Raw genomic sequence first — 26,003 nt, 5'->3', positions numbered from 1 at the left:
CGCGTGGGGCAGGTCTTTTGGCTATTGGGATGCGGGATTGGGATTGCCTCTGGCGCCGGAGCTTATCGGGGGAGCGCAATACTCAGCGTCTCCAGCTTTCCGGCGCGTCCCAGATGGGGCGTTTGGCCTCTTGCTGCGCGGCATGGCGGCTGAGACCAATATCGTTGAGGGCACGGGCATCCAGGGCCTTTAGGGCACGGCGCTGGCGCAGCAGGGAAGCGCGATCTGCCACAAAGGACAGCAGGCTAAAACGGCGACGGGCTGGGAGACTGGCTGGGCGGCCAGCTGGGCGGCAGGTGTTGGATCCAGCATCTACGGTATAGGTCATCTTCATTGTCCTTTCGTTAAATTTTGATATTTCTTTGGGTCTTCATCATTTCTGTTGATGTATATGCACGCCTGTGTTCTATTTTCAAAACGAATGTTTTTGATCTAATGCATCAGGAGTTGTGATGGCACGGAATTTGGATATCACCACACTGCGGTCCTTTGTTGCCGTGGCGGACTATGGCGGGGTGACCCGGGCCGCTGGTTTTTTGCATTTGACGCAGTCTGCGGTCTCGATGCAGCTCAAGCGGCTGGAAGAGCTGTTGGGCCTGTCGCTTTTGGACCGCTCCGGGCGCACGATTGCGCTGACGCCTTCGGGTGAGCAGTTGTTGGGCTATGCGCGGCGTATGGTGGCGCTGAACGACGAGGTGATCGGGCGTTTGACCGATCAGGCCTATGAGGGCGAGGTTGTTCTGGGCGTGCCACATGATGTGGTCTACCCGGTCATTCCTCAGGTGTTGCAGCGGTTCAACGCCAGCTCGCGGGTGAATGTCAATCTGGTGACCTCGAACACCCGCGAGCTGAAGGCGGGTTTTGCCAAAGGCACCTATGATCTTATCCTGACCACCGAAACCGGCGCGGGAGAGGGCGGCGAGACGATCCACCAGATGCCGCTGCGCTGGGTTGGCGCGCCGGATGGGTCCGCCTGGCGCCACCGGCCCCTGCGGCTGGGGTTTTGCCGGGCCTGTATCTTTCGTCCTGTCGCCACGGCCGGGCTGGATCAGGCGCAGGTCGAATGGGATATGGCGGTGGACAGCGAATCGGATCGCACCGTAGAGGCCACCATCAGCGCCGATCTGGCGGTTGGGGTTCTGCTGGAAGGCACAATTCCGGCGCATCAGGAGGCCATAGACCATGGTGGCACCCTGCCAGAGCTGCCGATACAGCACATCAACCTCTATGGGGCCGACAGCATGCGGGCTGGCTACGTCGAGGATCTGGCCCGGATCATTCGCCAGGGATATACCGCCCTGCGGCCCGTGCAGTTGCGGGCAGCAAGCTAGAGAGCCAAGGGGGGCCAGATTGCTGGCGTTCAGACCGGCATCTGCACTGGAAACTACACTGGCCCACACCGGACCGCTTCACAGGGCTGTGTGGGCCAGTTGCTTCAGCGGACTGCTGCTTCAGCGATCTGGCCGTCTTTGGCACCACATGGGGTTTGGAGGCGGGCGTCAGGGGGTTATCACCACCTTGCCGGTAGAGGCGCGACTGCGCAGCAACTCCATCCCCTCGGCCACCCGCTCCAGCGGCAGCACATGGCTGATATGGGGCTTGATGCGCCCGGCACTGTGCCATTCTGTCAGGGTGGTGAGGGAGCGGCGGATCACCTCCGGATGAGATTTCATGTAGCCGCCGATGTAAAAACCGATGACGGTGAGGTTCTTGACCAGCAGATGATTGGCCGGGATCTGCGGCACCTCTCCACTGGCAAAACCGATGGGCAGCAGTCGACCACCCGGATTGGTGGCGCGAAAGGCGGCCTTCCAGACATCACCGCCGACGGCATCATAAACCACATCAGCGCCCCCCAGTGCCTTTACCTCGGCGCGCAGGTCTTTGTCGGCGTCAATCAGGTGGTCGGCGCCAGCGGCCCGCGCCACCTCCAGTTTACCCGCTCCACGTGCATGGGCGATGACGCGGGCCCCCATCAGTTTGCCGATTTCGACTGCTGTCAGGCCAACGCCTCCGGCCGCACCGGTAACCAAAAGCGTCTCTCCCGGTTGCAGGCGCGCACAGTGGTCCAGCGCCACGTGGCTGGTGCCATAGGCGATCTGCAGTGCGGCCGCATCCTCAAAGCGCATGCTGTCCGGGATTCGGATCGCCCGGGCCGCGTCGAACACCCCTTCCTGGGCCAAACCACCCTGACCACAGAACACGGCAATGCGGTCGCCAACGGTCAGGTTGGTGACCCCTGATCCGCACTCAACCACCTCACCTGCGATCTCCAGCCCGGGGGTGAACGGCAGAGGGGGCGTGTCCTGGTATGTGCCTTTTTGCAAAAGCAAATCCGCAAAGTTCAGGCCACAGGCCCGGATCCTGACCTTGACCTCATGCGAGGCTGGTGTTGGACAGGTGATGCTCTCGAAGACCGGGGGCGTTTCAAATGCGTTGATACGATATGCCTGCATGTTTCTTTCCGTCTGTTGTCCTGTGGTCAGGTGATTCGCTTTGCGACACTGCCTCTTGAATCTTCAAATTTGCACCTCACTATTTATGGGGAGGCATAAATGGATAGTCAAAAGTATATATGGACCTATCAAAATGATGGTTTAAATCATACGTTTGCTTCGTTGCGGCATCTCAAGTGAGGTGTCAGGGTTGTATTCAACTGCCAAGGTCGTAAACTTAGAGCAGAGGTTGAGCTCTGATCGTGATAGTTGAGTATCCGTGTGACAGGATGGTATTCATGAGATACCAAATGGCACCGATGGTGACGCGGCAATCCGGGCAGGGATATTTAGGATAACTAGGAGATAGCGAATGGCTCATCCTGTAGACGTGCACGTAGGTAAACGAATCCGTCATCGTCGGTGGCTGATTGGCAAGACACAGCAACAACTGGCCGAACAGGTCGGTATCAAATTCCAGCAGATCCAGAAGTACGAGACCGGTGCAAACCGTGTCAGCGCTTCGCGGCTGTGGGATATTTCGGACGCACTTGATGTGCAGGTCAGCTTTTTCTTTGAAGGCTTGGACGACGAGGGCAAATCAGGCGGAAAGTCGTCTGTACCCGACGATCTGATGGGCGACAAAGAGGCTCTTGATCTGGTGCGCTCTTATTATGCCATCCCGGAAAACCAGCGTCGGCGTTTGTTCGAACTGGCCCGCGTGCTGAGCGACGTCGCCTGAGGCGACGCAGCTTGAGACGGGGCAGACCCTGATATACCAGACCGGTGCCTCTTTGTAGGAAAACCGGCTGGGATCTGTTTTTACTTGAACCGGAGCCACGAGAGTGGCACCGGTTTTTGTATGATGGTTTCAGCGAGCGCAGCACCGCTCAGAATTTTCTCAGGTGGATTTATGACAGAGACAGCTTTGAGCGACATGCAGGTCGCACACAAATTGGCTGACGCCGCACGGGCAGTGATCCTGCCGTATTTTCGCCAGGGCGATCTGGGGGCGGAAAACAAGCTCAGCGAGGGGTTTGATCCGGTGACCGTTGCGGATCGCGCTGCAGAGCAGGCGATGCGTGCCGCGCTGGCAGAGCTGCGGCCACAGGATGGGATCCTCGGCGAGGAGTTCCCGCCGGTCAGTGGCACCTCCGGGCGGACCTGGGTTCTGGACCCTATTGATGGCACCCGGGGCTTTATCAGTGGCACGCCAACCTGGGGGGTCCTGATCGCTCTTTCAGAGATGGCAGGGCCAATCCTGGGGGTGATCGACCAGCCCTATATCGCAGAGCGGTTTTCCGGCAGCGCCGAGAAGGCTGAGATGACAGGTCCTCACGGTGTGAAATCCTTGAAATGTCGCGTAACACAGGATGTAGCTGAGGCTATTCTGTTTACCACCTTCCCCGAGGTGGGCAGCGCTGAGGAGGCGGCGGCCTTTCGCAGGGTGTCCTCCGCGGTGAAACTGACCCGCTATGGCATGGATTGCTATGCCTATGCCCTATTGGCGGCGGGACAGATTGATCTGGTGATCGAGGCAGGCCTCAACCCCTATGACATTCAGGCCCCCATCGCCGTGATCGAGGCCGCAGGCGGTATTGTGACGGATTGGCAGGGCATGCCTGTGCATGACGGCGGGCGGGTCCTGGCCGCTGCAACGCCAGAGCTGCATGCTGCAGCGCTCGAGCTGCTGAACGCAGCGGACTAGTCTGCGCGCCAGCGGCGTCATTAAGCTCGGGACATGCTGGCGGCGGTCTGAAAATGCACTTGAGCAGGGCCTGGCCTTTGAGGTAGGTCTCACCTCAGGTCGAGTCCTTTGCCCGTTCTCTGTCGACCCCATTGCACCTCCATAAACCGAGTCGGGCCTAAATGGAGTGTGCTGCTATGGGTGAAATCCTCATACAAAATGCCGATACCGTCCTGACCATGGATGACGGGCGTCGAGTCCTGAAAAACGCCGATGTGCTGATCCGTGATGGCCAGATTGCCGCCCTGGGGCAGGGGCTTGAAACGGCTGGTGAGGGGCTGCGCGGTGCGGGCTGCGTGGTGACACCGGGGCTGGTGAATACGCATCATCATCTTTACCAGAACCTCACCCGTGCGGTGCCGGGGGGGCAGGATGCGCTGCTGTTTGGCTGGCTGCAGCGGCTCTACCCGATCTGGAGCCGCTTTGGCCCCGAGGAGATGTTTGTCTCGGCGCAGCTGGGGCTGGTGGAGCTGGCGCTGTCTGGCTGCAGCCTGAGTTCCGACCACCTCTATCTTTACCCCAACGGTGCGCGGCTTGAGGACACCATCCATGCCGCCGCCGAGGTGGGCCTGCGCTTTCACCCCACCCGGGGCGCCATGAGCATTGGCGAAAGCGCCGGTGGGCTGCCACCGGATCATCTGGTCGAGCAGGAAGCGGCGATCCTCAACGATATGATCCGGGTGGTGGATGGGTTTCACGATGCCTCCGAGGGCTCTATGTGCCGGGTGGGACTGGCGCCGTGCTCGCCTTTTTCAGTCAGCCGTGAGCTGATGCGTGACACAGCGCTTTTGGCGCGTGACAAGGGCGTGATGCTGCATACGCATCTGGCAGAAAACGACGAGGATGTTGCCTATTCCGAGGCGCAGTTCGGCTGCCGTCCGGGGCAATACGCCGAAGAGCTGGGCTGGACCGGGCCTGATGTCTGGCACGCCCATTGTGTGAAGCTGAACCCGGCTGAGATTGACCTCTTTGCCCGCAGCCGTACGGGTGTTGCGCATTGTCCCTGCTCCAACTGTCGCCTGGGGTCCGGCATCGCGCCGGTGCGCCAGATGCGGGATGCGCGCGTGCCTGTGGGGCTGGGGGTTGATGGCTCTGCCAGCAATGACATGGCCAATCTTGTGGGCGAGGCCCGCCAGAGCATGTTGCTGCAACGGGTGGCACAGGGCGCTGACGCCATGAGCGCCTATGAGGCGCTGGAAATCGCCACCCGTGGTGGCGCTGATGTGCTGGGGCGTCCCGACTGTGGCCGGCTGGCAGCAGGCATGCGCGCCGATGTGGCGATCTGGGATGTTACCGGGGTGGCCTCCAGCTGCAGCTGGGATCCGGCGCGATGCTGCTGGCGGGGCCAACGCAGGTGAAACATCTGCTGGTCGAGGGCCGTCAGGTGGGGCGCGATGGTCAGGTGGTGACGCGGGACCTGCCGCATCTGTTGGAGCGCCACCACAGACTGGCGCAGGGACTGATGCGGGCAGAGGGCTAGCACAGACCAGCCCCGCTTTGGCACGGCCTCCCCTGGGGAGGGCCTGTTGCCGGGGTGGTGGTAGGCGCCAGAGCTTTCCGGCGGGGCTAGCAGCGCTGGCCGTTGATCCAGACCTCGCAAATTGCGCGGTCGTCGCCCATCATAAGGGTGGCAAACACCGCCTCCCACAGATCCTCGGCGCGGTCGGTGCGCTGGGCGATCGCCGGGGTAGAGGCCAGATCCAGCACCACGAGGTCCGCTTCCATGCCAGCGGCGACATTGCCGATCTTGTCCTGCATCCGCAGGGCAGTGGCCGATCCCTGCGTGGCGAGCCAGAGCAGCTGAGCCGCATGCAGGGGGCAGCCGCGCAGCTGACCAATCTCATAGGCCGCCGCCATGGTGCGCAGCATCGAAAAGCTGGAGCCGCCGCCGGTATCTGTCGCCAGACCAATGCGCTGCCCCCCGGCCACATGCCCCGCCATGTCAAACAGGCCAGAGCCGATAAAGGTATTCGAGGTGGGGCAATGTACCAATGCCGCGCCATGCTCGCGCAGCCGGTGGCGTTCGCGCTCTTCGAGATGGATGGCATGGCCGTAGAGGCCACGGGCACCCAGCAGGCCATGTTCCTCATAGGTGTCAAGGTAGTCGCGGGCCTGCGGGAACAGCGATCTGACCCATTCGATCTCATCCAGCTGTTCGCTCAGATGGGTCTGCATCAGGCAGTCGGGATGTTCGGCCCACAGTGCCCCAAGCGCGGCGAGCTGATCTGGCGTAGAGGTGGGCGAAAACCGCGGTGTGATGGCATATTCAATGCGATCCACCCCATGCCAGCGCGCAATCAGGGCCTTACTGTCATCATAGGCCGTCTGGGCCGTGTCGCGCAGCCCTTCGGGCGCGTTGCGATCCATACAGGTCTTGCCCGCCACCACCCGCTGGCCCGGGCCCGGGCCGCGGTGAAAAAGGCGTCAACGCTTTCAGGGTGAATGGTGGCAAAGCTGCACATGGTCGTGGCGCCATTGGCCGCCGTGAGATCAAGATAGCGTGCTGAAATTTCGCGCGCATAGGCCGGGTTGCCAAAGCGCATCTCTTCGGGAAAAGTATAGCTGTTGAGCCAGTCAATTAGCCGCTTGCCCCAGCTGGCGATGATGGCCGTCTGCGGGTAGTGCACATGGGCATCAACAAACCCTGCAAGGATCAGTCTGGAGCCATGATCGATGACATCGGCCTGTGGCGCCTGCGCCTGCAGCGCGTGAAAAGAGCCAGTGGCAAGAATTTTGCCATCCCGTATCGCCACAGCCTCGGATATTTCAGTTGCTGTCTCGGGCGTCTGCGCCAAAAAGGGCGAAGTGTGATAGGAAAGCACATGTCCGCGCAGGATGACATCGTTCTGCATTTGGGGCCGTCCTTATTCTTGCCAAACCGAAGCGGGCAGGATACGCGCCGCAGTAGTCTCGGTAAATAATGCAATTGTCATTGTTTTCCGGTTACTGCTTCTTCTAATTTGCAACCAATCTTGGCAAAGGGCAGCTCATGAGTACAGGCGAAGACTCCCCCGGCAGTGATGAGTATAGCGAAGATGGCTATGACCTGGACCGTAAACGTGTTGCCAGAATTCTTTTTGCGGTAGATCGCGACGACAGGCCTGCCCTGATGGATCTGCTCGAAGATCTGCATGCCGCTGACATCGCCGACCTTCTTGAGCAGATCAACACCCACGACCGGGCCGGACTGATCCGGCTGTATGGCCGCGCCTTTGATGGTGAGATCCTGTCGGAACTGGATGAAAGCATCCGCGAAGAAGTCATCGCGATCCTGAACCCCACGGTTTTGGCCGATGCGGTGCGCGAGCTGGAAACCGACGATGTTGTTGATCTGCTTGAGGACCTGGAAGAGCCGCAACAAGAAGCCATTCTGGACGCGCTTGAGGATTCTGACCGTGTCGCGGTTGAGCAATCGCTGAGCTTCCCTGAAAACTCGGCCGGCCGCCTGATGCAGCGCGAAGTGGTGATGGCGCCGGAGCATTGGAATGTGGGGCAGGCGATCGACTACATGCGCGAAGCCGAGCACCTGCCCGACCAGTTCTATCACGTCGTGTTGGTGGATCCGCGCCTGCACCCCATTGGCAATGTCACTCTGGGCCGGATCATGGGCACCAAACGCGAGGTGCCGCTGCTTGATCTTGTTGAGGAAACCTTTCAGGTCATCCCGGCGGATCAGGATGAAGAAGACGTCGCCTATGCCTTTAACCAGTACCATTTGATTTCTGCGCCTGTGGTGGACGGTGAGGGCCGTCTGGCCGGGGTGATCACCATCGACGACGCCATGGCCGTTCTGGATGAGGGACATGAAGAAGACATCCTGCGACTGGCGGGGGTGGGCGAGGAAAGCTCGCTTGCGGACCGGGTGATCGAGACCACCAAGCGCCGGTTTCCCTGGCTGGCGGTGAATTTGGTCACCGCCATTCTGGCCTCTACCGTCATTGCACAGTTCGAGGCGACAATTGCCAATTACGTTGCCCTTGCAGTGCTGATGCCGATTGTCGCCTCCATGGGAGGCAATGCCGGCACCTCAGTCGCTGACAGTGGCGGTGCGGGCAATGGCGACCCGCGATCTGACCGGGGCCAATGTCTGGCGTGTGATCCGGCGAGAAGTGCTGGTGGGGCTGGTCAATGGGCTGATCTTTGCTGTGGTCATGGGTATTATTGGCACGATCTGGTTTGGTTCGCTGGGTCTTGGTGCCGTGATCGGTGCCGCGATGGTGATCAATCTGGTCGTGGCCGGGCTTGCAGGAACGGTCATTCCTGTTCTGCTCGAGAAGGCAGGGGTTGATCCGGCGCTGGCATCGGGGGCCTTTGTGACCACGGTGACGGATGTGATTGGGTTCCTGGCCTTTCTCGGCCTCGCGGCCGCGTTCCTGCTTTAGGAGACTGATATGAGGGCGCAGATATGAGCAACCTGACATGAGCGACTTGACTGAGAGGAAGACCGCGGCGCGCAAGGCGGCTTTTGCTCGGCGCAAGGCTGCCTTTGATCGCAATATTCCCGGCGCGGCGGGGCGGCTGTCCGAGGTGCTTGCCCGCTATCGCGGTGTGTCGCTGTCGGGGTATCTGCCGATCCGGACTGAAATTGACCCTCTGCCTGCCATGGCCGAGGCCGCCGCGCATGGGGTGGTGGGGGTGCCGGTGATTCAGGGCAGGGATATGGCGCTGAGGTTCAGCCGCTGGCAACCAGACTGCGCCCTGCGGTACGGCCCCTTTGGGGCTTCTGTGCCGCAGGTCGATGATTTTTTCGCGCCAGAGATCCTGATTGTGCCTCTGGTGGCCTTTGACAGTCATGGCGGGCGTCTGGGCTATGGCGGCGGCTTTTATGACCGCAGCCCTGTGATGCTGCGCAACAGCCGCCCGACGCCGGCCATTGGTTTTGCCTTTGATGCGCAGCAAGCGGATGATCTGCCATTGGAGGCGACCGACCAGCCGCTGGATATGCTGGTCACCGAGAGCCGCATTCTGCAATTTACCCGCTAATCGCGCCCGGCGCAGGATCTGACGCGCGGTTTGCAGCAGAAAATCTGGAAAATTGCCGCGACATTTGCGCCGGGGACTTGTTCTGGACGGCTGCGCAGCCTAGGAGATCCGGATGCGAATTCTGTTTCTAGGCGATGTGATGGGCCGCGCTGGGCGCCGTGCCATCACCGAAAACCTCGCGCGGCTGCGCAAGGAATGGCGGCTCGACTTTGTCGTGGTCAATGGTGAAAACGCCTCTAACGGCATGGGTCTGAGCGGCGATCACGCCAAACTTTTGCTTGATGCCGGGGCGGATTGTCTGACGCTGGGTGATCATGCCTTTGATCAAAAAGACATGCTGCAGTTCATCGAGAAAGAGCCGCGTATCCTGAGGCCTTTGAACTTTGCCAAGGGGGCACCTGGGCGTGGCTATCGTTTGTTTGACGCCACCGGCGGCCGCAAGGTTCTGGTGACACAGGCGCTGGGCCAGGTTTTTATGAAACGCGCCTATGATGATCCCTTTGGCGCTGTCGAGGCCGTGCTGAAAGCGCATCCGCGCGGTGGCATGGCGCAGGCGATCCTTGTTGATATGCACTGCGAAGCCACCTCGGAGAAAATGGCCATGGGCCATTTCTGCAATGGCCGTGCCTCACTGGTGGTGGGGACCCATACCCATGTCCCCACGGGGGATGCGCAGATCCTGTCCAATGGCACAGGCTATCTGACGGATGCGGGCATGTGTGGCGACTATAATTCGGTCATCGGCATGGAAAAAACCGAGCCACTGCGCCGTTTTCTGACCGGTATGCCCAAGAGCCGCTTTACCCCAGCCGAGGGCGAGGCAACCCTGTCGGGCGTCCTGATTGTGACCGATGACCGCACCGGTCAGGCGAATGAAATCCATATGGTGCGCAATGGTGGCCTGCTGCAGCAATCTGGCCCGCAAGCCTGAGCGTTAGTCGATCTTGATCCTGGAGAAGATCCTGAGGAAAGAAATTCTCTCAAGGGTCGGCTTCTGTTGTAAAACATCCTTGATGCCGGGCTGGCGGGTCTGGTTCGGCATCAAGGCCTTGCTCCTTCTTTTGCGATGAGAGACACTCTGCGCTGGCTGGCCGGGGCTTGTGCGCTGGTCGCCCGCAGGATCAATCAAAGGTTGTCGGTACGCATGGATCTGATCAATTCTATCCCAAATGGCGGCGCAATTCTGACGCTGGTCATCGTGGGGCTGATGTTCGTGGCGTTTCTGCGCGAGAGCTATCCGACCGAGGTGGTTGCCCTGGCGGGGGTGTCGCTCATGCTCATAACTGGCGTGTTGCCCTATGACAGCGCAGTCGCGGTGCTGTCCAATCCGGCGCCCTGGACGATTGCGGCGATGTTCATCATCATGAGCGCGCTTGTGCGCACGGGCGCCTTGGATGCCTTTACCGCCCGGGCGCGCAAACAGGCAGAGGTCAATCCTAAACGGGCCATTGCTCTGCTCATGGTTTTTGTGGTGACGGCCTCGGCGGTGGTTTCCAACACCCCTGTGGTGGTGGTGATGATCCCTGTCTTTGTGCAAATCGCGCGCACCCTGGGCGTTTCTGCATCCAAGATGCTGATCCCGCTGAGTTATGCGGCCATCCTTGGCGGCACCCTCACCTTGATCGGCACCTCGACCAACCTGCTGGTGGACGGGGTTGCACGGGCGCAGGGGCTGGCGCCATTTACGATTTTTGAAGTCACGCCTCTGGGCCTGGTGCTGGTGATCTGGGGCATGATCTATCTGCGCTATATTGCGCCGCGATTGCTGCCAGACCGCGACAGCATGGCGATGCTGCTCAGTGACCGCTCGAAGATGAAGTTCTTTACCGAGGCGGTGATCCCGCCAGACAGCAACCTGCTTGGTCGCGAAGTCACTGGGGTGCAACTGTTCAAGCGTCCCGGCGTGCGGCTGATTGACCTCGTGCGCGGTGATATCTCGCTGCGCCGCAACCTCAAAGGGGTGATGCTGCAGGTGGGGGACCGGGTGGTACTGCGTACGGAAATGACCGAACTGTTGAGCCTGCAGGCAAACAAAGAACTGAAGCGGGTCGATCAGGTTTCTGCGGTCGAGACCAAGACGGTTGAGGTTCTGGTGACGCCGGGCTGCCGACTGGTCGGCCGCTCTCTGGGCGCCATGCGCCTGCGGCGGCGCTATGGGGTCTATGTGCTGGCGGTGCACCGGCGTAATCAGAACATTGGCGTACAGCTGGATGATCTGGTGGTGCGGGTTGGCGACACGCTGCTGCTCGAAGGGGCGCCGGGCGATATCCAGCGCTTGGCCTCGGATATGGACATGGCGGATGTGTCGCAGCCGACCCAGCGGGCCTACCGGCGCAGCCATGCGCCGCTGGCCCTAATCGGCCTGCTGTCGATCGTGGTTCTGGCGGCCTTTGGCGTGGCCCCGATCCTGATGCTCTCGGTCATTGTGGTGGCTGGCGTTCTGATCACCCGCTGTATTGACGCGGATGAGGCCTTTTCTTTTGTGGATGGGCGGCTGTTGGCGCTGATTTTCTCGATGCTGGCGATTGGCGCCGCGCTGGAGAGCTCAGGGGCGGTGGGGCTCATTGCCAATGGCATTGCTCCGGCGCTGATGGACTTGCCGCCCTTTGTGCTTGTCTGGGCGATATATCTTTTGACCCCGGTGCTGACAGAGCTGGTGTCGAACAATGCGGTGGCTGTGGTGGTGACGCCCATTGCCGTGGGGCTGCCGCAGACCATGGGGGTGGACCCCCGGCCATTGGTGGTGGCTGTGATGGTTGCGGCCTCGGCGTCCTTTGCCACGCCAATTGGCTATCAGACCAATATGCTGGTCTACGGCCCCGGAGGCTACAAGTTCACCGATTTCCTGCGGGTCGGTATCCCGCTGAACCTCAGCATTGGTCTTTTGGCCTCGGCAATTATCCCAGTGCTTTGGCCCCTGTGAGCATGACCCTGTGAGCATGACCCTGTAAGCATGACCCCTGTGAGAATGGTCCTGTGAGCATGGTCCTGTGAATATGGCCTGATCACGCCTTAAGCCGGGGGAATGCCACGCAAGATGCGCAAGATATCGCCGAAATTGTGACCCGTAGAGTGAATGTTACACATTCCACCCTATATCAAAGGGGCAAACATTTTTTCAGCGAGGTGATTTTCATGACTTTCAGACGTGGATTTTTGGTTTTCCTTTTTGCAGCAGCATCAGGCATTGCCCTGCTGTCGCAGGTTCTTGTTTAAAATTTCGCTACGCCCTCATCAGATGTGCCCTCACCCTTTTTGGGCGTATCTGATGAGGGCGTAGTCGGCCTTGTGATCCGCGCAAGCGGGTTTCGGGGCTTCTTTATACCGATCAATGCCCGGTTTAGGGCTGATCCGGTTCAGTGCTGAACCCAACGCACCCTGCCGGTATGCAGTTATGCAATCAGATCAGAACGCCCTGCCAGGCGCCCCGAAAACAGGCAGCCCCCAAGGAAGGTGCCTTCCAGCGCGTTGTAGCCATGATAGCCGCCGCCGCCAAAACCCGCAGCCTCTCCCACGGCAAACAGCCCCGCAACTGGCTTACCATCGGAGCCAACCATCTGACTGTCCAGATTGGTCTGCAGCCCGCCCAGGGTCTTGCGGGTCAGGATATTGAGGCGCACGGCGATCAGCGGCCCGTTGTGACGGTCCAGAATACGGTGCGGTTTGGCGGTGCGGATCAATTTGTCGCCGCGATAGTTGCGGGCCGCATTGATGGCGATCACCTGCGCATCCTTGGCAAAGGGGTTGTCCACCTGGGCGTCACGCGCCTCAATCTGGCGGCGCAGGTGGGTCTCATTCAGCGGCACCTCTGCGATGCGGTTCATACCGGCGACCAGTTCCGCGAGATCTTCAGCTACGACAAAGTCCTTCCCGTGTTTTTTAAAGGCCTCCACCGGAGCGGGGGCGCTGCCCCGTGAGAGCAGCCGCGCCTTGAGCACCTCCAGCCATTTGCCCGAGGTCAGATCGGGGTTCTGTTCCGACCCGGACAGGGCAAATTCTTTCTCGATGATCTTTTGGCTGAGGATGAACCAGCTGTAGTCATAGCCGGTTTTCAGGATCTCCTTGAGGGTGGCCAGCGTGTCAAAACCAGGCAGCCAAGGGGCCGGCAGGCGGTCGCCGCGCGCGTCAAACCACATCGACGAGGGGCCGGGCAGGATGCGAATGCCATGGTTGGGCCAGATCGGGTCCCAATTGCGCAGCCCTTCGGTGTAGTGCCACATGCGGTCGCCATTGATCACATGGCCGCCTGCGGCCTCGGCAATGGGGATCATCCGGCCGTCGACGTGAAAGGGCACGCCGGCCACCATGTTTTTTGGTGGCTCTCCCAGCCGGTCGCGCGGCCAGTTTTTGCGCACCAGTTCAAGATTGCCGCCTATGCCACCAGAGGCCACGATCACCGAGGGGGCATAGACTTCAAACTCGCCAATTTCCTGGCGGTTGGTTCGGGCGCCCTGTGGTGCTGCATCTGCGGCCAGCACCTCGCCTGAGACGCCTTTGACCTCGCCTGTCTGCACAATGATGTGGCTGACCTGATGGCGGAACCGGCACAATACGCGTCCGGCCGCGATATGGGCCTGCAGGCGGGCAACAAAGGGGGCGACGACGCCGGGGCCAGTGCCCCAGGTCACATGAAACCGCGGCACCGAGTTGCCGTGGCCCTCGGCGGTGCTGCCGCCGCGTTCGGCCCAGCCAACCACGGGAAACCACCGCATACCCATCTCATGCAGCCAGGGGCGCATTTCACCGGAGGCAAAATGCAGATAGGCACGGGCCCACTGCCGGGGCCAGTCGTCCTCAGAGCGGTCAAACTGCGCGCTGCCCATCCAGTCGCGCCGGGCCAGATCGTGACAGTCTTTGATCCCCATGCGTCGTTGCTCGGGGGTGTCGATCATAAACAGCCCGCCCAGGCTCCAATGGGCCTGACCGCCAAGGAACTGCGCTGGCTCCTGATCCAGCAAGATCACCCGTTTGCCACGGTCTCCCAGCTCACAGGCCGCTGCGAGCCCGGCAATGCCAGCCCCCACAATGATCACATCTGCGTGGTTGTCCGAACCATCCGCCATTTGCCCCTCCTGGTTACAGATCAGCCCCCGGCCAGTTGCGGGGTTTTTCTGCAGCTTACGCGCAGGCAGGCGCTTTGGGCAATTCTTTCAGCGCTCTGCCGTGGGGTCAGGGATGTGGGCCCTGTGAGCTGTGGGGCTGTGAACTGTGGGGCCTGTGGACAGGGGCCTATAGTGGCCAGAAGATCAAAATCGAGGGGATCGACACCGCGATGACCAAAAGCTCAAGCGGCAGGCCAATACGCCAGTAGTCGCCAAAGTGGTAGCCTCCTGGCCCCAGAACCAGGGTGTTGTTCTTATGGCCAATCGGCGTGAGGAAGGCCGCAGAGGCCGCCACGGCCACGGCCATCAGGAACGGATCGGGCGACACCCCAAGCGCATTGGCCATCTGGATGCCAACAGGGGCGGCAACAATCGCCGTTGCCGTGTTGTTGAGCACATCCGACAGCGTCATGGTCACCACCATCAGCACAGTCAGTACCACCCAAGAGGGCAGCCCCGCCGTCAGATCAATCAACCCATTGGCAATCAAAGCGGTACCTCCAGAGGAGTCCAGCGCAGCTCCCAGCGGAATCATCGATCCCAACAGAACCACAACGGGCCATTCCACATGGTCATAGATTTCCGCCACCGGCAGGATCTTGATCAACACATAGGCGACCACCACCATCCCCAGCGCGACAGGCAGATAGACCAGACCAAGCGACGCGGCCAGAACGGCCAGAGCAAACAAACCAATAGCGGCCCAGGTCTTGTCGTTGGCCGTGACGGCAAGACCGCGCTCTGCCAGCGGCAAACATCCCAGCCATTCGGTAACATCGGCGCTGCGGTCGCGCGGGCAGAGCAACAACAGGATATCGCCCGCCTCGATCTCGGTCTGGCGGATGTGACTGGTGAGGCGCCGTCCCTGCCGCGACAACCCCAGCAGCACGGTGTTTTGCCGCCAGGCCAGCCCCAGTGACTGTGCCGAGCGGCCCTTGATACGGGCGGTTTCCGGCACCACAACCTCGATCACTTCCAGCCCCTCCCCGGCGGCCTTCAGTTTTTCCTGGCGGGCGGCATCGGCGAAATCCAGCGACAAGGTGGTGCGAAATTCATCCAGAGCCTCGGGCGTGGCCTCGATCACCAGCGTGTCGCCTGCCTGCAGCAAAGACCCGGTGGCGCGGCCATAGAGGCGCTTGCCTGCGCGGATCAGGCCCAGGATTGCGACATCGGCCTGTTCTGCTTCTTTGTCCAGAGCGCCCAGGCGTTTGCCGATCAGGTTCGAGCCCTCAGGCACCGTGAGTTCTGCCATGTAATCAGCGAGTTGCGCCTCGGTGTTGCCAGCGCCCGCGTCGCGCTGCGGGATCAGCCGCCAGCCGACAAGGGCAACAAAGGCGAGGCCGGCCAGGGCGGCAATGCCGCCAACGGGCGCAAAATCAAACATGCCAAACGGCTCACCCAGGGTCTCCTGCCGGATCGAGGCGATGATGATATTGGGTGGGGTGCCGATCAGTGTGGCCATACCGCCAAGGATCGTGGCAAAGGAGAGCGGCATCAGGCTCAAGCCTGGCATGCGGCCTGCCTTGCGGGCGGTCTGGATGTCGACAGGCATCAACAGGGCCAGGGCGGCGACATTGTTCATAAAGGCCGAAAGCACGGCGCCAATACCGCCCATCAGGGCGATATGCCCGCCCAGAGAGCGCGAACTGTCCACCAGGGTGCGGGTGATCAGAAAGACGGCACCCGAGCGCACCAGCCCAGCTGAGACGATAAGCACCAGCGCCACAACCAGCGTTGCGGGGTGGCCAAAACCGGCAAAGGCGTCGCTGGTGGGAACCAACCCCAGCACTACCGAGATCATCAGCGCGCTGAAGGCGACGATATCATAGCGAAACCGCCCCCAGAGGAACATGGCAAAAACGGCGGCAAAAATGGTGAATAATGCGATCTGGTCAAATGTCATGGCGGCACTTTAGCTGTTAGGACAGGAGGGGCAAGGGAGCACTGCTTTTTCGCGTGGAGTCAGGGCAATGTCAGGAGTGCTTGAAAACAGGGGCTCTCCAAGGCTATATGAGCGCCAATTCAAGCACGCAAGAGACAAAGGATCTACCATGGCAGGCCACTCAAAATGGGCAAACATCCAGCATCGCAAGGGTCGTCAGGACGCAGTGCGGTCAAAACTGTTTTCCAAACTGGCCAAGGAGATCACCGTGGCCGCCAAAATGGGCGACCCGGACGTCGATAAAAACCCCCGTCTGCGGATGGCCGTCAAAGAAGCCAAAAGCCAGTCGGTGCCCAAGGATGTGATCGATCGCGCCATCAAAAAGGCCATTGGCGGCGACGCTGAAAACTATGACGAGATCCGCTACGAGGGCTATGGCCCCAACGGTGTTGCTGTCATCGTCGAGACCATGACCGACAACAAGAACCGTACGGCCTCGACTGTGCGGTCAACCTTTTCAAAAAACGGTGGCAATCTTGGCGAAACGGGCTCTGTTGGGTTCATGTTCGACCGCAAAGGTGAAGTGACCTACAAGGCAGAGGTCGGCGATGCGGATACCGTGATGATGGCCGCGATCGAGGCGGGGGCCGAGGATGTTGAATCATCCGACGACGGCCACACGATCTATTGCGCCGACAGCGACCTCAACGAGGTCTCCAACGCGCTGGAGGCCGAGCTGGGCGATTCTGAGTCGACCAAACTGGTTTGGAAGCCCACCACCACCACTGAGATGGATCTTGAGGGCATGCAAAAGCTGATGAAGCTGGTGGATGCGCTGGAAGATGACGACGATGTACAGCGCGTCACTACCAATTTTGAGGCCTCGGACGAGGTGATGGAGCAGCTCTGAGCCGCTGCCCTCTGTCAGAAATTGAAAAAAGCCTCCGATTTTCGGGGGCTTTTTTAGGGTCAGGGGGCCAGTAAAACACCGGCGCGGCGCATAGCCTCCGGGCTGGGTATCCATAAGGCGCTGGAAGGTGTGGCGTAGATCTGCTCAACAAAGCCTGCCGTGATGCCCTGCCGGATGAGGAAATCGCGGTCCTTGCCTTGCTCTCTTGCTAGATCGACTTGAGGGAGGCCACCAAAGTTTTCCAGCGCATAGCCATGAAAGCCGAGCTGCCCCTGGGGGCCAAGGCCCCGGCGCACTCCTGCGGCAAACATCAAGGTACAGGCAGAGGCACAGAGGCCAGCAGCTGTGGTCTCAAGGCCGCGTGCGGCAATAAGCTGGGCTGCGCCGCGGGCCTCATAGATAAGGCCACCGGGACTGCTGAGACGGAGCTGGCGAACCTCTGGGTGGCGTTGCAGCAGGGTCTTGAGGGCCTTGGTGAGGCCAAAGGTCACCTCGCCGTCAAACACCAGGCTCAGGCCATCCGCAGAGAGCGTGAGGCTGTAGCGCGCGGCGCGCTCCAGCGCACGCTGCTCGGCGTAGGGGATGCCTGCGGGGGGACGATGGGCCACCAGCAGCGCCTGCCACCAGAGTGTCACAGAGGCCAGGATTGCGATCAGCATCAGCAGATAGCCGCCCCAGACCGGAGCCATCGCACCGGATCCTGTCATATGCTCATCCGCCGCCCGCAGATGCGCCCGTATCAGCCAGATCAGAAACAGGGCATCGACAGCGATCAGCCCCCAGACAACAGTGGGCGGCATCTGCAGCAGCTGGTTGGCGCCCCACCAGACCAGCAGGGCAGCCCCGCGCGGCAGCAGGATATGCCAAAACAGGCTGGCTCTGAGCGAGCGCGGCTCAGCCTGCATGACGCAGGGGCAAAAATCGCCAGGTCTGGGCGGCAGAGGCAAGCATTCTGTGCTGTCCTGTTCTAAAGCGCGCACTGCGCGGGTTGAAACGACGTTTCATGTGGCGCGGCAGGGGCTAGGCGTGCTGCGGCGGGGTCAGATGATGTTGTGCCGAGCCTAGCACTGCCCGGGTCAGGGGCGCCAGAGCCGGCGCCATGATCCTGCTGACCTGCCAGGTGAGGGCGACATCGAGCGGGCTGTCCGCCAAGAGCGTCACCAGCCGCCCTGACTGCAGCGCGCTGTCAATCAGGCCCTCCGGGTTCATGCCCCAGCCAAGGCCCGCCATGGCGGCATCGGCAAATCCCTGGGTGGAGGGAATGAAATGCGCAGGCGGCGTGATGTCGGTGCTGAAATACTGCTCGATCCACCGCCGTTGCAGCGCGTCTTTGGCATTGAAAGTCAGGCAGGGGGCGCGGGCCAGCGCCTGGGGCGTGATGCCTTTTGCGAACCATTTGGCCATATAGCCGGGGCTGGCGCTGGGCTGATATCGCATGGCGCCCAGCGGCATGGCATTGCAGCCCGAGATCGGCGTGTCATGGGAGGTGACAGCAGCAGTGACGGCGGCGGAGACTTCGCCGCGTTTCAGCCACGCGGCGCTGTGGTCCTGATCGTCGATGACCAGATCAACAGTAAATCGGGTGTTGCTGCCATGGCCTCGATGAACCAGATGGCGAGGCTGTCAGCATTCACTGCCACCCGCAGCCGGGGCGGTGCCTCGTCATCCCCGCCTTCAAGGGCCAGCTCGCGGGAGACAAGCCCTTCGAGCAGGGCGACGTCCTCGGCGTGTTTTGCCAGCCGCAGACCGGCCTCGGTGCCGCTGCAGGGCAGGGCGCGTTTGACCAAAGCACTGCCAACCCGCTCCTCAAGGGCCTTGATCCGTTGCGAGATTGCTGAGGGTGTCACGGCAAGGGTTTGGGCGGCGGCCTCAAACGAGCCAAGACGCAAAACTGCAGAGAGGGCGGCGAGGTGGTTGGGATCAAACTTCATTAGCTGTGCTTACTTTGGGTTACGATCTTTAATTTTACTATCCTGAGTGCGGGCGCTAGTCAAAGCTCTGACAGACAAAGCCCGAACAGACAAAGACCTGACAGAGATGACCCATAGGAAAGATATGACGCATGACATTTTTACCTCCAAGCCTGATTGCCGGATTTGGTCTGGGCTTTAGCCTGATTCTGGCGATTGGTGCCCAGAATGCCTTTGTGTTGCGGCAGGGGCTGAAGCGGCAGCATGTGTTCTGGACCTGCCTTGCCTGTGCGACCTCGGATGCGCTGTTGATTGCTGCCGGGGTGCTTGGCTTTGGATCATTGGCGCAGGCACTGCCCTGGTTTGAAACGGTGATGCGGTTTGGCGGCGCTGCCTTTCTCGTCTGGTATGGCGCGCGCAGCCTGATGGCTGCCTGGAAGGGCGGGGAGGCGCTGGAGGCTATGGTTGGCAAGGCGGATTTGCCGCTGCTGCCGGTTCTGACCACGGTTCTTGCGCTGACCTGGCTGAACCCGCATGTTTATTTGGACACCGTGGTGCTTTTGGGGTCGATCTCGTCGCAATACCCGGACGCCCGGCTTTTTGGGATGGGCGCGATCCTGTCCAGTTTTACCTTTTTCTTTTTGTTGGGATATGGCGCCAGCCTTCTGGCTCCCGTCTTTGCACGGCCTCGGGCCTGGCAGCTGCTGGATGTCATTGTGGGCCTGACAATGTGGGCGATTGCGGCAAAACTACTGCTGATGTGACCGGACTGAAAACCGGACTGCGTCACTGGTCGCATAGCTTTGTCGCGGTGGTGGCTGGCTGGTAGCTGGGCAGTGGCCGGGCAGCGCCGGGGGCTCTGGTCCTGGAAATACTCTCAAATGAGGTAATTGCCTTGTGAAGACTTGTGCTGCCCGAAAATTGGGTGTTCTGTCATCACATGAACACAAAAGTTGATACTGAAGGATTCCGCGACGCGCCTCTGCGTGGGGTATTCTGGATGTTTGTGACCGGGCTGAACTTTGTGGCGGTGACGGCTCTGGTAAAGTATCTCGGGCATCGTATTCCGCCAGCAGAATCTGCATTTCTGCGCTATCTTTTGGGGCTGGTGTTTCTCATCCCCATGGCCGGAGCATTGCGGCGTGTGACGCTGACGCCAAAGCTGTGGTTGCTGTTTGCCGGACGCGGTGTGGTGCATTCGGGCGGGGTGATGCTGTGGTTTTTTGCGATGACCCAGATTCCCCTGGCCGAAGTGACGGCGATGAATTACCTGTCGCCGGTCTATGTGACGCTGGGAGCCGCCTTGTTTCTGGGCGAAAAGCTGGCGGCGCGGCGCATCGCTGCGGTTGTCGCCGCTTTGCTGGGGGCGGTGATCATTTTGCGCCCCGGGTTTCGCGAAATCTCTCCCGGCCATATTGCGATGATGTTTACCGCGCTGGCCTTTGGGACCTCGTATCTGCTGGCGAAATTCACCGTGGATGGCACCAATCCGGTGGTTGTGGTGGCGAATGTTGTCGATCTGGGTGACGCTGGGGCTGGCGCCTTTTGCGGCCGCCGTCTGGGTCACGCCAACCCTGCAGGAGCTGGCTATTCTCTTTGCCGTTGCCTGCTTTGCGACCGCAGGGCACTACACCATGACGCTGGCCTTTGCCGCAGCCCGCTTGACGGTGACGCAGCCGGTAACCTTTCTCCAACTGATTTGGGCAACACTGCTCGGAGCATTGGTGTTCTCTGAGCCCGTCGATATCTGGGTTGTGTTTGGGGGCGGTCTGATTCCTGGCGGCGATCAGCTTCATTACATGGCGAGAGGCCGTGTTAAAGAAGCGTGCGATTACTCCGCCGGATGCGGCGACCAAGGTTTGAGTTTTGTATTTTGGTTACATTTTGAGAATAGAAATGCGTTCTGGCTGACGGGATTATTAAGTAATGGCGTGGCGAATGGCAAAAATAGCAAGCGCGCTGGCGTTTTGGATCTTCTGGCTTGTCGGCCCGGCCTGGGCTGAGCTGGAAATCTGCAACGATACAGCTGCGCGACACAAAATCGCTATTGGGTATAAACAGGACGGACACTGGGTCTCTGAGGGCTGGTGGCAACTGGCGCCCTCTGCCTGCATCGCAGCGGTTAAGGGAGATCTGGACTTCCGGTTCTACTATTTCCGTGCCGAAAGCCCTGGTCGTCTGTTCCAGCATGACCGGTTGTCGTTTTGTACCCGTGACGGCCTCTTCACCATTGCTGGCGACAATGACTGTGCGCGCCGCGGCTATGAAAAAAGCTATTTTGCAAAAATCGATGTTGGCAGGGGAACGACGCACTACAGCCAGAGTCTAAGCACGCATTCGATACAAAGCGAAGGCCAGGCAGAGGCCAAAATTCCCTCAAGCCCTGGCACCTGGGGCCTTCCCTTTAAGGGAGAGGCTATGTTTCATGGCTGCTCCCCGGTGTTTCGCGGCACAGAACGGTTCTGCGCCTTTGTTGGTGCCGGACGGGTGTTCACGGTGACCGAGGACAGCCGCACCCCAGCAGAAATATTCACGATCTTGCGCAATATGACCCCCGGCACTCCGGTGCAGATCGAGGGCGACTGGTTTAGCCTCTATGACAACGCGGTCTCGCTTGTCTTGCGCAGCGTGCAGGAGCGCGCGCCAAATACCCAGGACCAAATCCACAAAAAGCTACAGGGCGAGTGGTATTCGGTTGTTGATCCAAACGACGAATTTACTGTCGTGGGCAGCGGGCGGCAAAACAGATACCGCGGCGCGCTCACCTCAATGGAGTATCTCTCGGTGATGCCCTATTGTGGCGAGTTCAATACCAAGGGGCAATATCTCTATGCCTGGGACAGTCAGGGCGGGACTGGCCTGTGCTATGCGATCAAAGAGGTTTCAGAGATGGAGCTCGTCCTGATCTATCTGCCGCGTGGCACCGAGCTGCGCTATTACAGACTGAACTAGGCCAGCCTGAACCAGCTGCTGCGGGCAAGACCAGCTGCTGCACGGCGCAGTTGGGTCTGCGCCATTGCATTGGCGCCAAACTCCCTATGCGAACAGATGACCAGTCTGGCCATCTGCCAGGGGGCAGCAGGTCATGCGGGCGCTTGTCATGTCTCATGTCGCGAAGCGATCAAATGCCTGCATGTGACCTGACTTATGAGAGCGTTAAGTCAACCACTTGATGAGCTGCCCGGCGCGCAGAGGCTGGCTGTATTTTGCGTTCGGACTGCGCCGCCTCAAGCCAGACCCCATCCATGTAACACTGCAGGGCACTCCGGGCGGTTTCCACCCGGTCAGGCGGCAGCAGATTGCTCAGTTCAGCCCGCACATGACTGCGCACGCGGGTGCGGTTGATTCGATGCAGGCGCGACAGGCGCGGCGAATAGGGGGCATTGGCCCAGAACTGCATCCAGATGCTGCACTGCGGAACGGTAAAGAGCGCATCGGAAAAATTTGCGTCCATCACCGCATAAAGACGCTCCTTGGGGGTCTGCGCCCTGGCGTAGCCGGTGATCATGGCGTGGCGCAATTTGCGCAGCAAATGCCGCATCGTGGCCTCCATCAATCCTTCTTTTGATCCGAAGTAATAGTTGATGGATGCCGCAGAAGCCCCGGCCTCCTGCGCGATTTCTGACATGGTAACAACAGAGTAGCCGCGCTTATGCACCGCCACGATGGTGGCTTCAATCAATTCTTCGTTGCGAATATCTCTGATACGTTTTCTTCCCATGCCAAAGTTTTGCGTTACTTGGCTCCAGGTTTCAACTGTTGTTCTTGGGATGCGGAAACTTGTACCATCATTTAAAAATGTGTTTGGTCAATAAGTTTTCCGTGCTAAAAACCACTTTCATGTTCAGGGGCGCTTGAATCCGGCTTTTGATCCGCCGCTCTCCTGTCTGACAAGAGGAGGGGCTTTTACGATGACGCGAACGGAGCAGGGGCTGCCAGCCAGGCGATCAAACAGGCAACCAAACAGGGCCGACACTGAACCGGGCAAACCTGCCCGCAACACCGGAGAGCACAGCCTATGACAAGGCCGACGACAAAGCCGAATATCCTGATCCTGATGGTTGATCAGTTGAACGGGACACTGTTTCCGGATGGTCCGGCAGACTGGCTGCATGCTCCAAATCTGAAAAAACTGGCGGCGCGCTCAAGCCGCTTTGCCAACGCCTATACCGCCTCGCCGCTCTGTGCGCCGGGGCGTGCGAGTTTTATGTCGGGCCAGTTGCCTTCGCGCACTGGCGTTTATGACAATGCGGCTGAATTCCGCAGCGACATCCCCACCTATGCGCATCATTTGCGGCGCGCAGGATATTACACCTGCCTGTCCGGCAAGATGCATTTTGTTGGCCCCGACCAGCTGCACGGCTTTGAAGACCGCCTCACCACCGATATCTACCCGGCCGATTTTGGCTGGACGCCGGATTACCGCAAGCCCGGCGAACGCATCGAGTGGTGGTATCACAATATGGGCTCTGTCACCGGCGCCGGGGTGGCCGAGACCTCGAACCAGATGGAATATGATGACGAGGTGGCCTATAATGCCACGGCGAAACTTTATGAGCTGTCACGTGGGCTTGATGCGCGGCCCTGGGCGCTGACCGTTAGCTTTACCCATCCGCATGACCCCTATGTGGCCCGCAAGAAATACTGGGATCTCTATGAGGACTGCGCGCATCTGCTGCCCAAGGTTCCGGCGATGGATTATGCGGATCACGATGGGCACTCAAAGCGGATTTTTGACGCCAATGACTGGCGCAGCTTTGACATCACCGAAGACCATATCAAACGGGCGCGCCGGGCCTATTTTGCCAATATTTCCTATCTGGATGATAAAATCGGCGAGATCCTGCAGGTGCTGGAAGACACCCGGCAAGAGGCGACCATTCTGTTTGTGTCGGATCACGGCGATATGCTGGGCGAACGGGGCCTCTGGTTCAAGATGAGCTTTTTTGAAGGCTCGGCGCGGGTGCCGCTGATGATTGCGGCGCCGGATATGCCTGCAGGACTGATTGAAACACCTGTTTCAACGCTGGATGTGACCCCAACGCTGGGGGCACTGGCGGGCCTTGCGATGGACGAGATCGCTCCCTGGACCGATGGCGAGGATATCTCACCGCTGGCCCGTGGTGCGGAACGCAGCAGTCCGGTGACGCTGGAATACGCGGCCGAGGCCTCTTATGCGCCGCTGGTGTCGCTGCGCCATGGCAAATGGAATTACAACCGCTGCAGCCTCGATCCGGATCAGCTGTTTGATCTGGAGACGGATCCCCTGGAGCTGAGCAATCTCGCCGAAGATCCTGCCCATGCCGACACGCTGCAGACCCTTAGGGCCAAGTCCGAGGCGCGCTGGGATCTGGCGCGGTTTGATGCTGATGTGCGCGCCAGCCAGGCGCGGCGCTGGGTGGTCTACGAGGCTCTGCGTCAGGGCGGCTACTACCCCTGGGATTACCAGCCTTTGCAAAAAGCCTCAGAGCGCTACATGCGCAACCATATGAATCTCGACACGCTTGAGGGGGACAAACGTTTCCCGCGTGGTGAGTAACCTCTCTTTCGCCCCTTTATCGAACGACAACAGATGCGAGTTCAAATGACCCATCCAGCCCAGCCGACCGCCAGCCATTTCATCAATGGTCAATACGTTGAAGACAAAGCCGGCACACCGATCCCGGTGATCTATGCCGCAAGTGGCGAAGAGATTGCCACCGTCTATGCCGCCACACCGGCAATTGTTGAACAGGCGCTGGCAGGCGGCAAAGCGGCGCAAAAGGCCTGGGCCAAGATGACCGGCACCGAGCGCGGCCGCATTCTGCGCCGCGCCGCCGATATCCTGCGGGAGCGCAACTATGATCTGTCGGTGCTGGAGACCTATGATACCGGCAAACCCCTGCAGGAGACCCTGGTGGCCGATGCCACCTCGGGGGCGGATTCACTGGAGTATTTTGGTGGTCTGGCCGGCAGCCTGACGGGCGAGCATATCCCGATGGGCGAAGACTGGGTTTATACCATCCGCGAAGCCATTGGCCTGTGCGTTGGCATCGGTGCTTGGAACTACCCAACACAGATTGCCTGCTGGAAAGCGGCGCCTGCGCTGGCCTGTGGCAATACGATGGTGTTCAAACCCTCCGAGGCGACGCCGCTGTGCGCCTTGAAAGTTGCCGAGATCCTGCATGAGGCGGGGCTGCCCGCCGGGGTTTTCAACGTGGTGCAGGGCCTGGGTGAGGTTGGTGGAGCCCTTGTGACGGACCCGCGCGTCAACAAGGTCTCGCTCACAGGATCTGCCCCCACCGGCAAAAAGGTCTATGCCGCTGCCGCCGCTGGCATGAAGCATGTCACCATGGAGCTGGGGGGCAAATCGCCCCTCATCGTCTTTGAGGACGCAGATATTGATAATGCCGTTGGTGGTGCCATCAATGGCAACTTTTACTCTTCGGGGCAGGTCTGTTCCAACGGCACCCGCGTTTTTGTGCAAAAGGGCATCAAGGAAAAATTCCTTGCCCGGCTGGCAGAGCGTGTTGGCAATGCGGTGATTGGCGATCCTCTGGACGACGCCACCAGCTTTTGCCCCATGGTGAGTGAAGCCCAGATGAACATTGTGCTGGGCTATATCGAGAAAGGCAAAGAGGAGGGCGCACGGCTTATCTGTGGCGGCGCACGCTGCGACAGGCCCGGCTGGTATCTGCAGCCTACTGTTTTTGCTGATGTGACGGACGATATGACGATTGCGCGCGAAGAGATCTTTGGGCCGGTCATGTCGGTGCTGGATTTTGACAGCGAGGATGAGGTTGTGGTGCGTGCCAATGATACTGAATTTGGCCTTTCTGCTGGTGTATTCACCAAAGATTTCACCCGCGCCCACCGGGTGATTGGCAATCTCGAGGCCGGCAGCTGCTTTATCAACTCGTACAATGATGCTCCGGTTGAGGCGCCCTTTGGCGGGGTCAAGGCCTCGGGCGTGGGGCGTGAGAACTCTAAAGAAGCGCTCAACCATTTCAGCCAGGTGAAGTCGGTTTATGTCCGTATGGGGGATGTTGAGGCGG

The 26,003-nt window shown here is 60.1% G+C and carries 17 protein-coding genes and 5 pseudogenes; 14 read left to right on the top strand and 8 right to left on the bottom strand.

What is annotated here, in order from left to right; translation table 11 throughout:
- Nucleotides 1-82: 82 nt before the first annotated feature.
- Nucleotides 83-328 (bottom strand): DUF1127 domain-containing protein, encoded by a 246-nt coding sequence (locus tag B4968_RS10505; protein WP_083098892.1) that lies wholly within the window; start codon nt 326-328, stop codon nt 83-85.
- 124 nt (nt 329-452) lie between these two features.
- Here B4968_RS10505 and B4968_RS10500 point away from each other — a divergent pair, with 124 nt between their 5' ends.
- Nucleotides 453-1,331, top strand: coding sequence for a LysR family transcriptional regulator (locus B4968_RS10500; protein ID WP_083098890.1), 879 nt, complete (start codon nt 453-455; stop codon nt 1,329-1,331).
- A 168-nt stretch (nt 1,332-1,499) separates the two neighbouring features.
- On the opposite strand, the gene B4968_RS10495 is transcribed toward B4968_RS10500, so the two are convergent.
- Entirely contained in the window at nt 1,500-2,456 is a 957-nt protein-coding gene (locus B4968_RS10495; protein WP_083098859.1) for an NADPH:quinone oxidoreductase family protein, read from the bottom strand.
- A 352-nt stretch (nt 2,457-2,808) separates the two neighbouring features.
- Here B4968_RS10495 and B4968_RS10490 point away from each other — a divergent pair, with 352 nt between their 5' ends.
- From B4968_RS10490 to B4968_RS10480, 3 genes and pseudogenes are all read left to right on the top strand, one after another.
- The gene (locus B4968_RS10490) at nt 2,809-3,177 is read left to right on the top strand and encodes a helix-turn-helix domain-containing protein (protein WP_083098857.1); all 369 of its coding nucleotides are present in this window, start codon (nt 2,809-2,811) and stop codon (nt 3,175-3,177) included.
- Between the two features lie 171 nt (nt 3,178-3,348).
- Nucleotides 3,349-4,143 carry a histidinol-phosphatase gene (hisN, locus tag B4968_RS10485; protein ID WP_083098887.1) on the top strand — a complete coding sequence of 265 codons (795 nt, stop codon included), beginning with the start codon at nt 3,349-3,351 and terminating at the stop codon, nt 4,141-4,143.
- 176 nt (nt 4,144-4,319) lie between these two features.
- Nucleotides 4,320-5,662, top strand: a pseudogene (locus B4968_RS10480) (8-oxoguanine deaminase).
- 86 nt (nt 5,663-5,748) lie between these two features.
- On the opposite strand, the pseudogene guaD reads toward B4968_RS10480, so the two are convergent.
- Nucleotides 5,749-7,034, bottom strand: a pseudogene (gene guaD / locus B4968_RS10475) (guanine deaminase).
- Nucleotides 7,035-7,171: 137 nt separating this feature from the next.
- Between guaD and mgtE the strand changes: the two are divergent.
- The 4 genes and pseudogenes from mgtE (at nt 7,172) to B4968_RS10450 (ending at nt 12,088) form a co-directional block, all read left to right on the top strand.
- A pseudogene (gene mgtE / locus B4968_RS10470) lies at nt 7,172-8,564 on the top strand (magnesium transporter).
- 37 nt (nt 8,565-8,601) lie between these two features.
- Nucleotides 8,602-9,165 (top strand): 5-formyltetrahydrofolate cyclo-ligase, encoded by a 564-nt coding sequence (locus tag B4968_RS10465; RefSeq protein ID WP_083098854.1) that lies wholly within the window; start codon nt 8,602-8,604, stop codon nt 9,163-9,165.
- 112 nt (nt 9,166-9,277) lie between these two features.
- Nucleotides 9,278-10,096 carry a TIGR00282 family metallophosphoesterase gene (locus B4968_RS10460; protein WP_083098852.1) on the top strand — a complete coding sequence of 273 codons (819 nt, stop codon included), beginning with the start codon at nt 9,278-9,280 and terminating at the stop codon, nt 10,094-10,096.
- 213 nt (nt 10,097-10,309) lie between these two features.
- Nucleotides 10,310-12,088, top strand: coding sequence for an SLC13 family permease (locus tag B4968_RS10450; RefSeq protein ID WP_083098847.1), 1,779 nt, complete (start codon nt 10,310-10,312; stop codon nt 12,086-12,088).
- Nucleotides 12,089-12,557: 469 nt separating this feature from the next.
- On the opposite strand, the gene B4968_RS10445 is transcribed toward B4968_RS10450, so the two are convergent.
- Together B4968_RS10445 and B4968_RS10440 are read right to left on the bottom strand one after the other, a co-directional pair.
- Complete coding sequence (locus tag B4968_RS10445; RefSeq protein ID WP_083098844.1) at nt 12,558-14,228, bottom strand: FAD-binding dehydrogenase; 1,671 nt, start codon at nt 14,226-14,228, stop codon at nt 12,558-12,560.
- 166 nt (nt 14,229-14,394) lie between these two features.
- Nucleotides 14,395-16,170: an SLC13 family permease gene (locus tag B4968_RS10440; RefSeq protein WP_083098841.1), complete on the bottom strand. Its 1,776-nt coding sequence runs from the start codon at nt 16,168-16,170 to the stop codon at nt 14,395-14,397.
- 148 nt (nt 16,171-16,318) lie between these two features.
- On the opposite strand from B4968_RS10440, the gene B4968_RS10435 reads away from it, so the two are divergent.
- Complete coding sequence (locus B4968_RS10435) at nt 16,319-17,059, top strand: YebC/PmpR family DNA-binding transcriptional regulator (RefSeq protein WP_083098838.1); 741 nt, start codon at nt 16,319-16,321, stop codon at nt 17,057-17,059.
- 59 nt (nt 17,060-17,118) lie between these two features.
- Here the strand turns inward: B4968_RS10435 and B4968_RS10430 are convergent, their stop codons facing one another.
- Nucleotides 17,119-17,964, bottom strand: a complete 846-nt coding sequence (locus B4968_RS10430) for a COG3904 family protein (RefSeq protein ID WP_083098835.1) — start codon at nt 17,962-17,964, stop codon at nt 17,119-17,121.
- A gap of 115 nt (nt 17,965-18,079) precedes the next feature.
- Nucleotides 18,080-18,990: pseudogene (locus B4968_RS10425) on the bottom strand (LysR family transcriptional regulator ArgP).
- Nucleotides 18,991-19,121: 131 nt separating this feature from the next.
- Between B4968_RS10425 and B4968_RS10420 the strand changes: the two are divergent.
- The 3 genes and pseudogenes from B4968_RS10420 (at nt 19,122) to B4968_RS10410 (ending at nt 21,921) form a co-directional block, all read left to right on the top strand.
- Nucleotides 19,122-19,733, top strand: a complete 612-nt coding sequence (locus B4968_RS10420; RefSeq protein WP_083098832.1) for a LysE/ArgO family amino acid transporter — start codon at nt 19,122-19,124, stop codon at nt 19,731-19,733.
- A 236-nt stretch (nt 19,734-19,969) separates the two neighbouring features.
- Nucleotides 19,970-20,832, top strand: a pseudogene (locus B4968_RS10415) (DMT family transporter).
- 75 nt (nt 20,833-20,907) lie between these two features.
- Complete coding sequence (locus tag B4968_RS10410) at nt 20,908-21,921, top strand: DUF1036 domain-containing protein (RefSeq protein WP_161492571.1); 1,014 nt, start codon at nt 20,908-20,910, stop codon at nt 21,919-21,921.
- Between the two features lie 193 nt (nt 21,922-22,114).
- Here B4968_RS10410 and betI read toward each other — a convergent pair whose 3' ends face one another.
- A complete protein-coding gene (gene betI / locus B4968_RS10405) occupies nt 22,115-22,690 on the bottom strand; it encodes a choline-binding transcriptional repressor BetI (RefSeq protein ID WP_083098827.1) in 576 nt (191 codons plus the stop codon).
- A 297-nt stretch (nt 22,691-22,987) separates the two neighbouring features.
- On the opposite strand from betI, the gene betC reads away from it, so the two are divergent.
- Nucleotides 22,988-24,508, top strand: coding sequence for a choline-sulfatase (gene betC, locus B4968_RS10400; protein ID WP_083098825.1), 1,521 nt, complete (start codon nt 22,988-22,990; stop codon nt 24,506-24,508).
- Between the two features lie 45 nt (nt 24,509-24,553).
- Nucleotides 24,554-26,003, top strand: a 1,450-nt coding sequence (gene betB, locus B4968_RS10395; protein WP_083098822.1) for a betaine-aldehyde dehydrogenase, incomplete at its 3' end; no start/stop codon positions are given.

The organism is Pseudophaeobacter leonis, from assembly GCF_002087335.1.
In the GTDB taxonomy this organism is placed as follows: Bacteria; Pseudomonadota; Alphaproteobacteria; order Rhodobacterales; family Rhodobacteraceae; genus Pseudophaeobacter; species Pseudophaeobacter leonis.
Note: the sequence above shows the minus strand (reverse complement) of the source record. Positions and strands in the feature narration are given on the sequence as shown.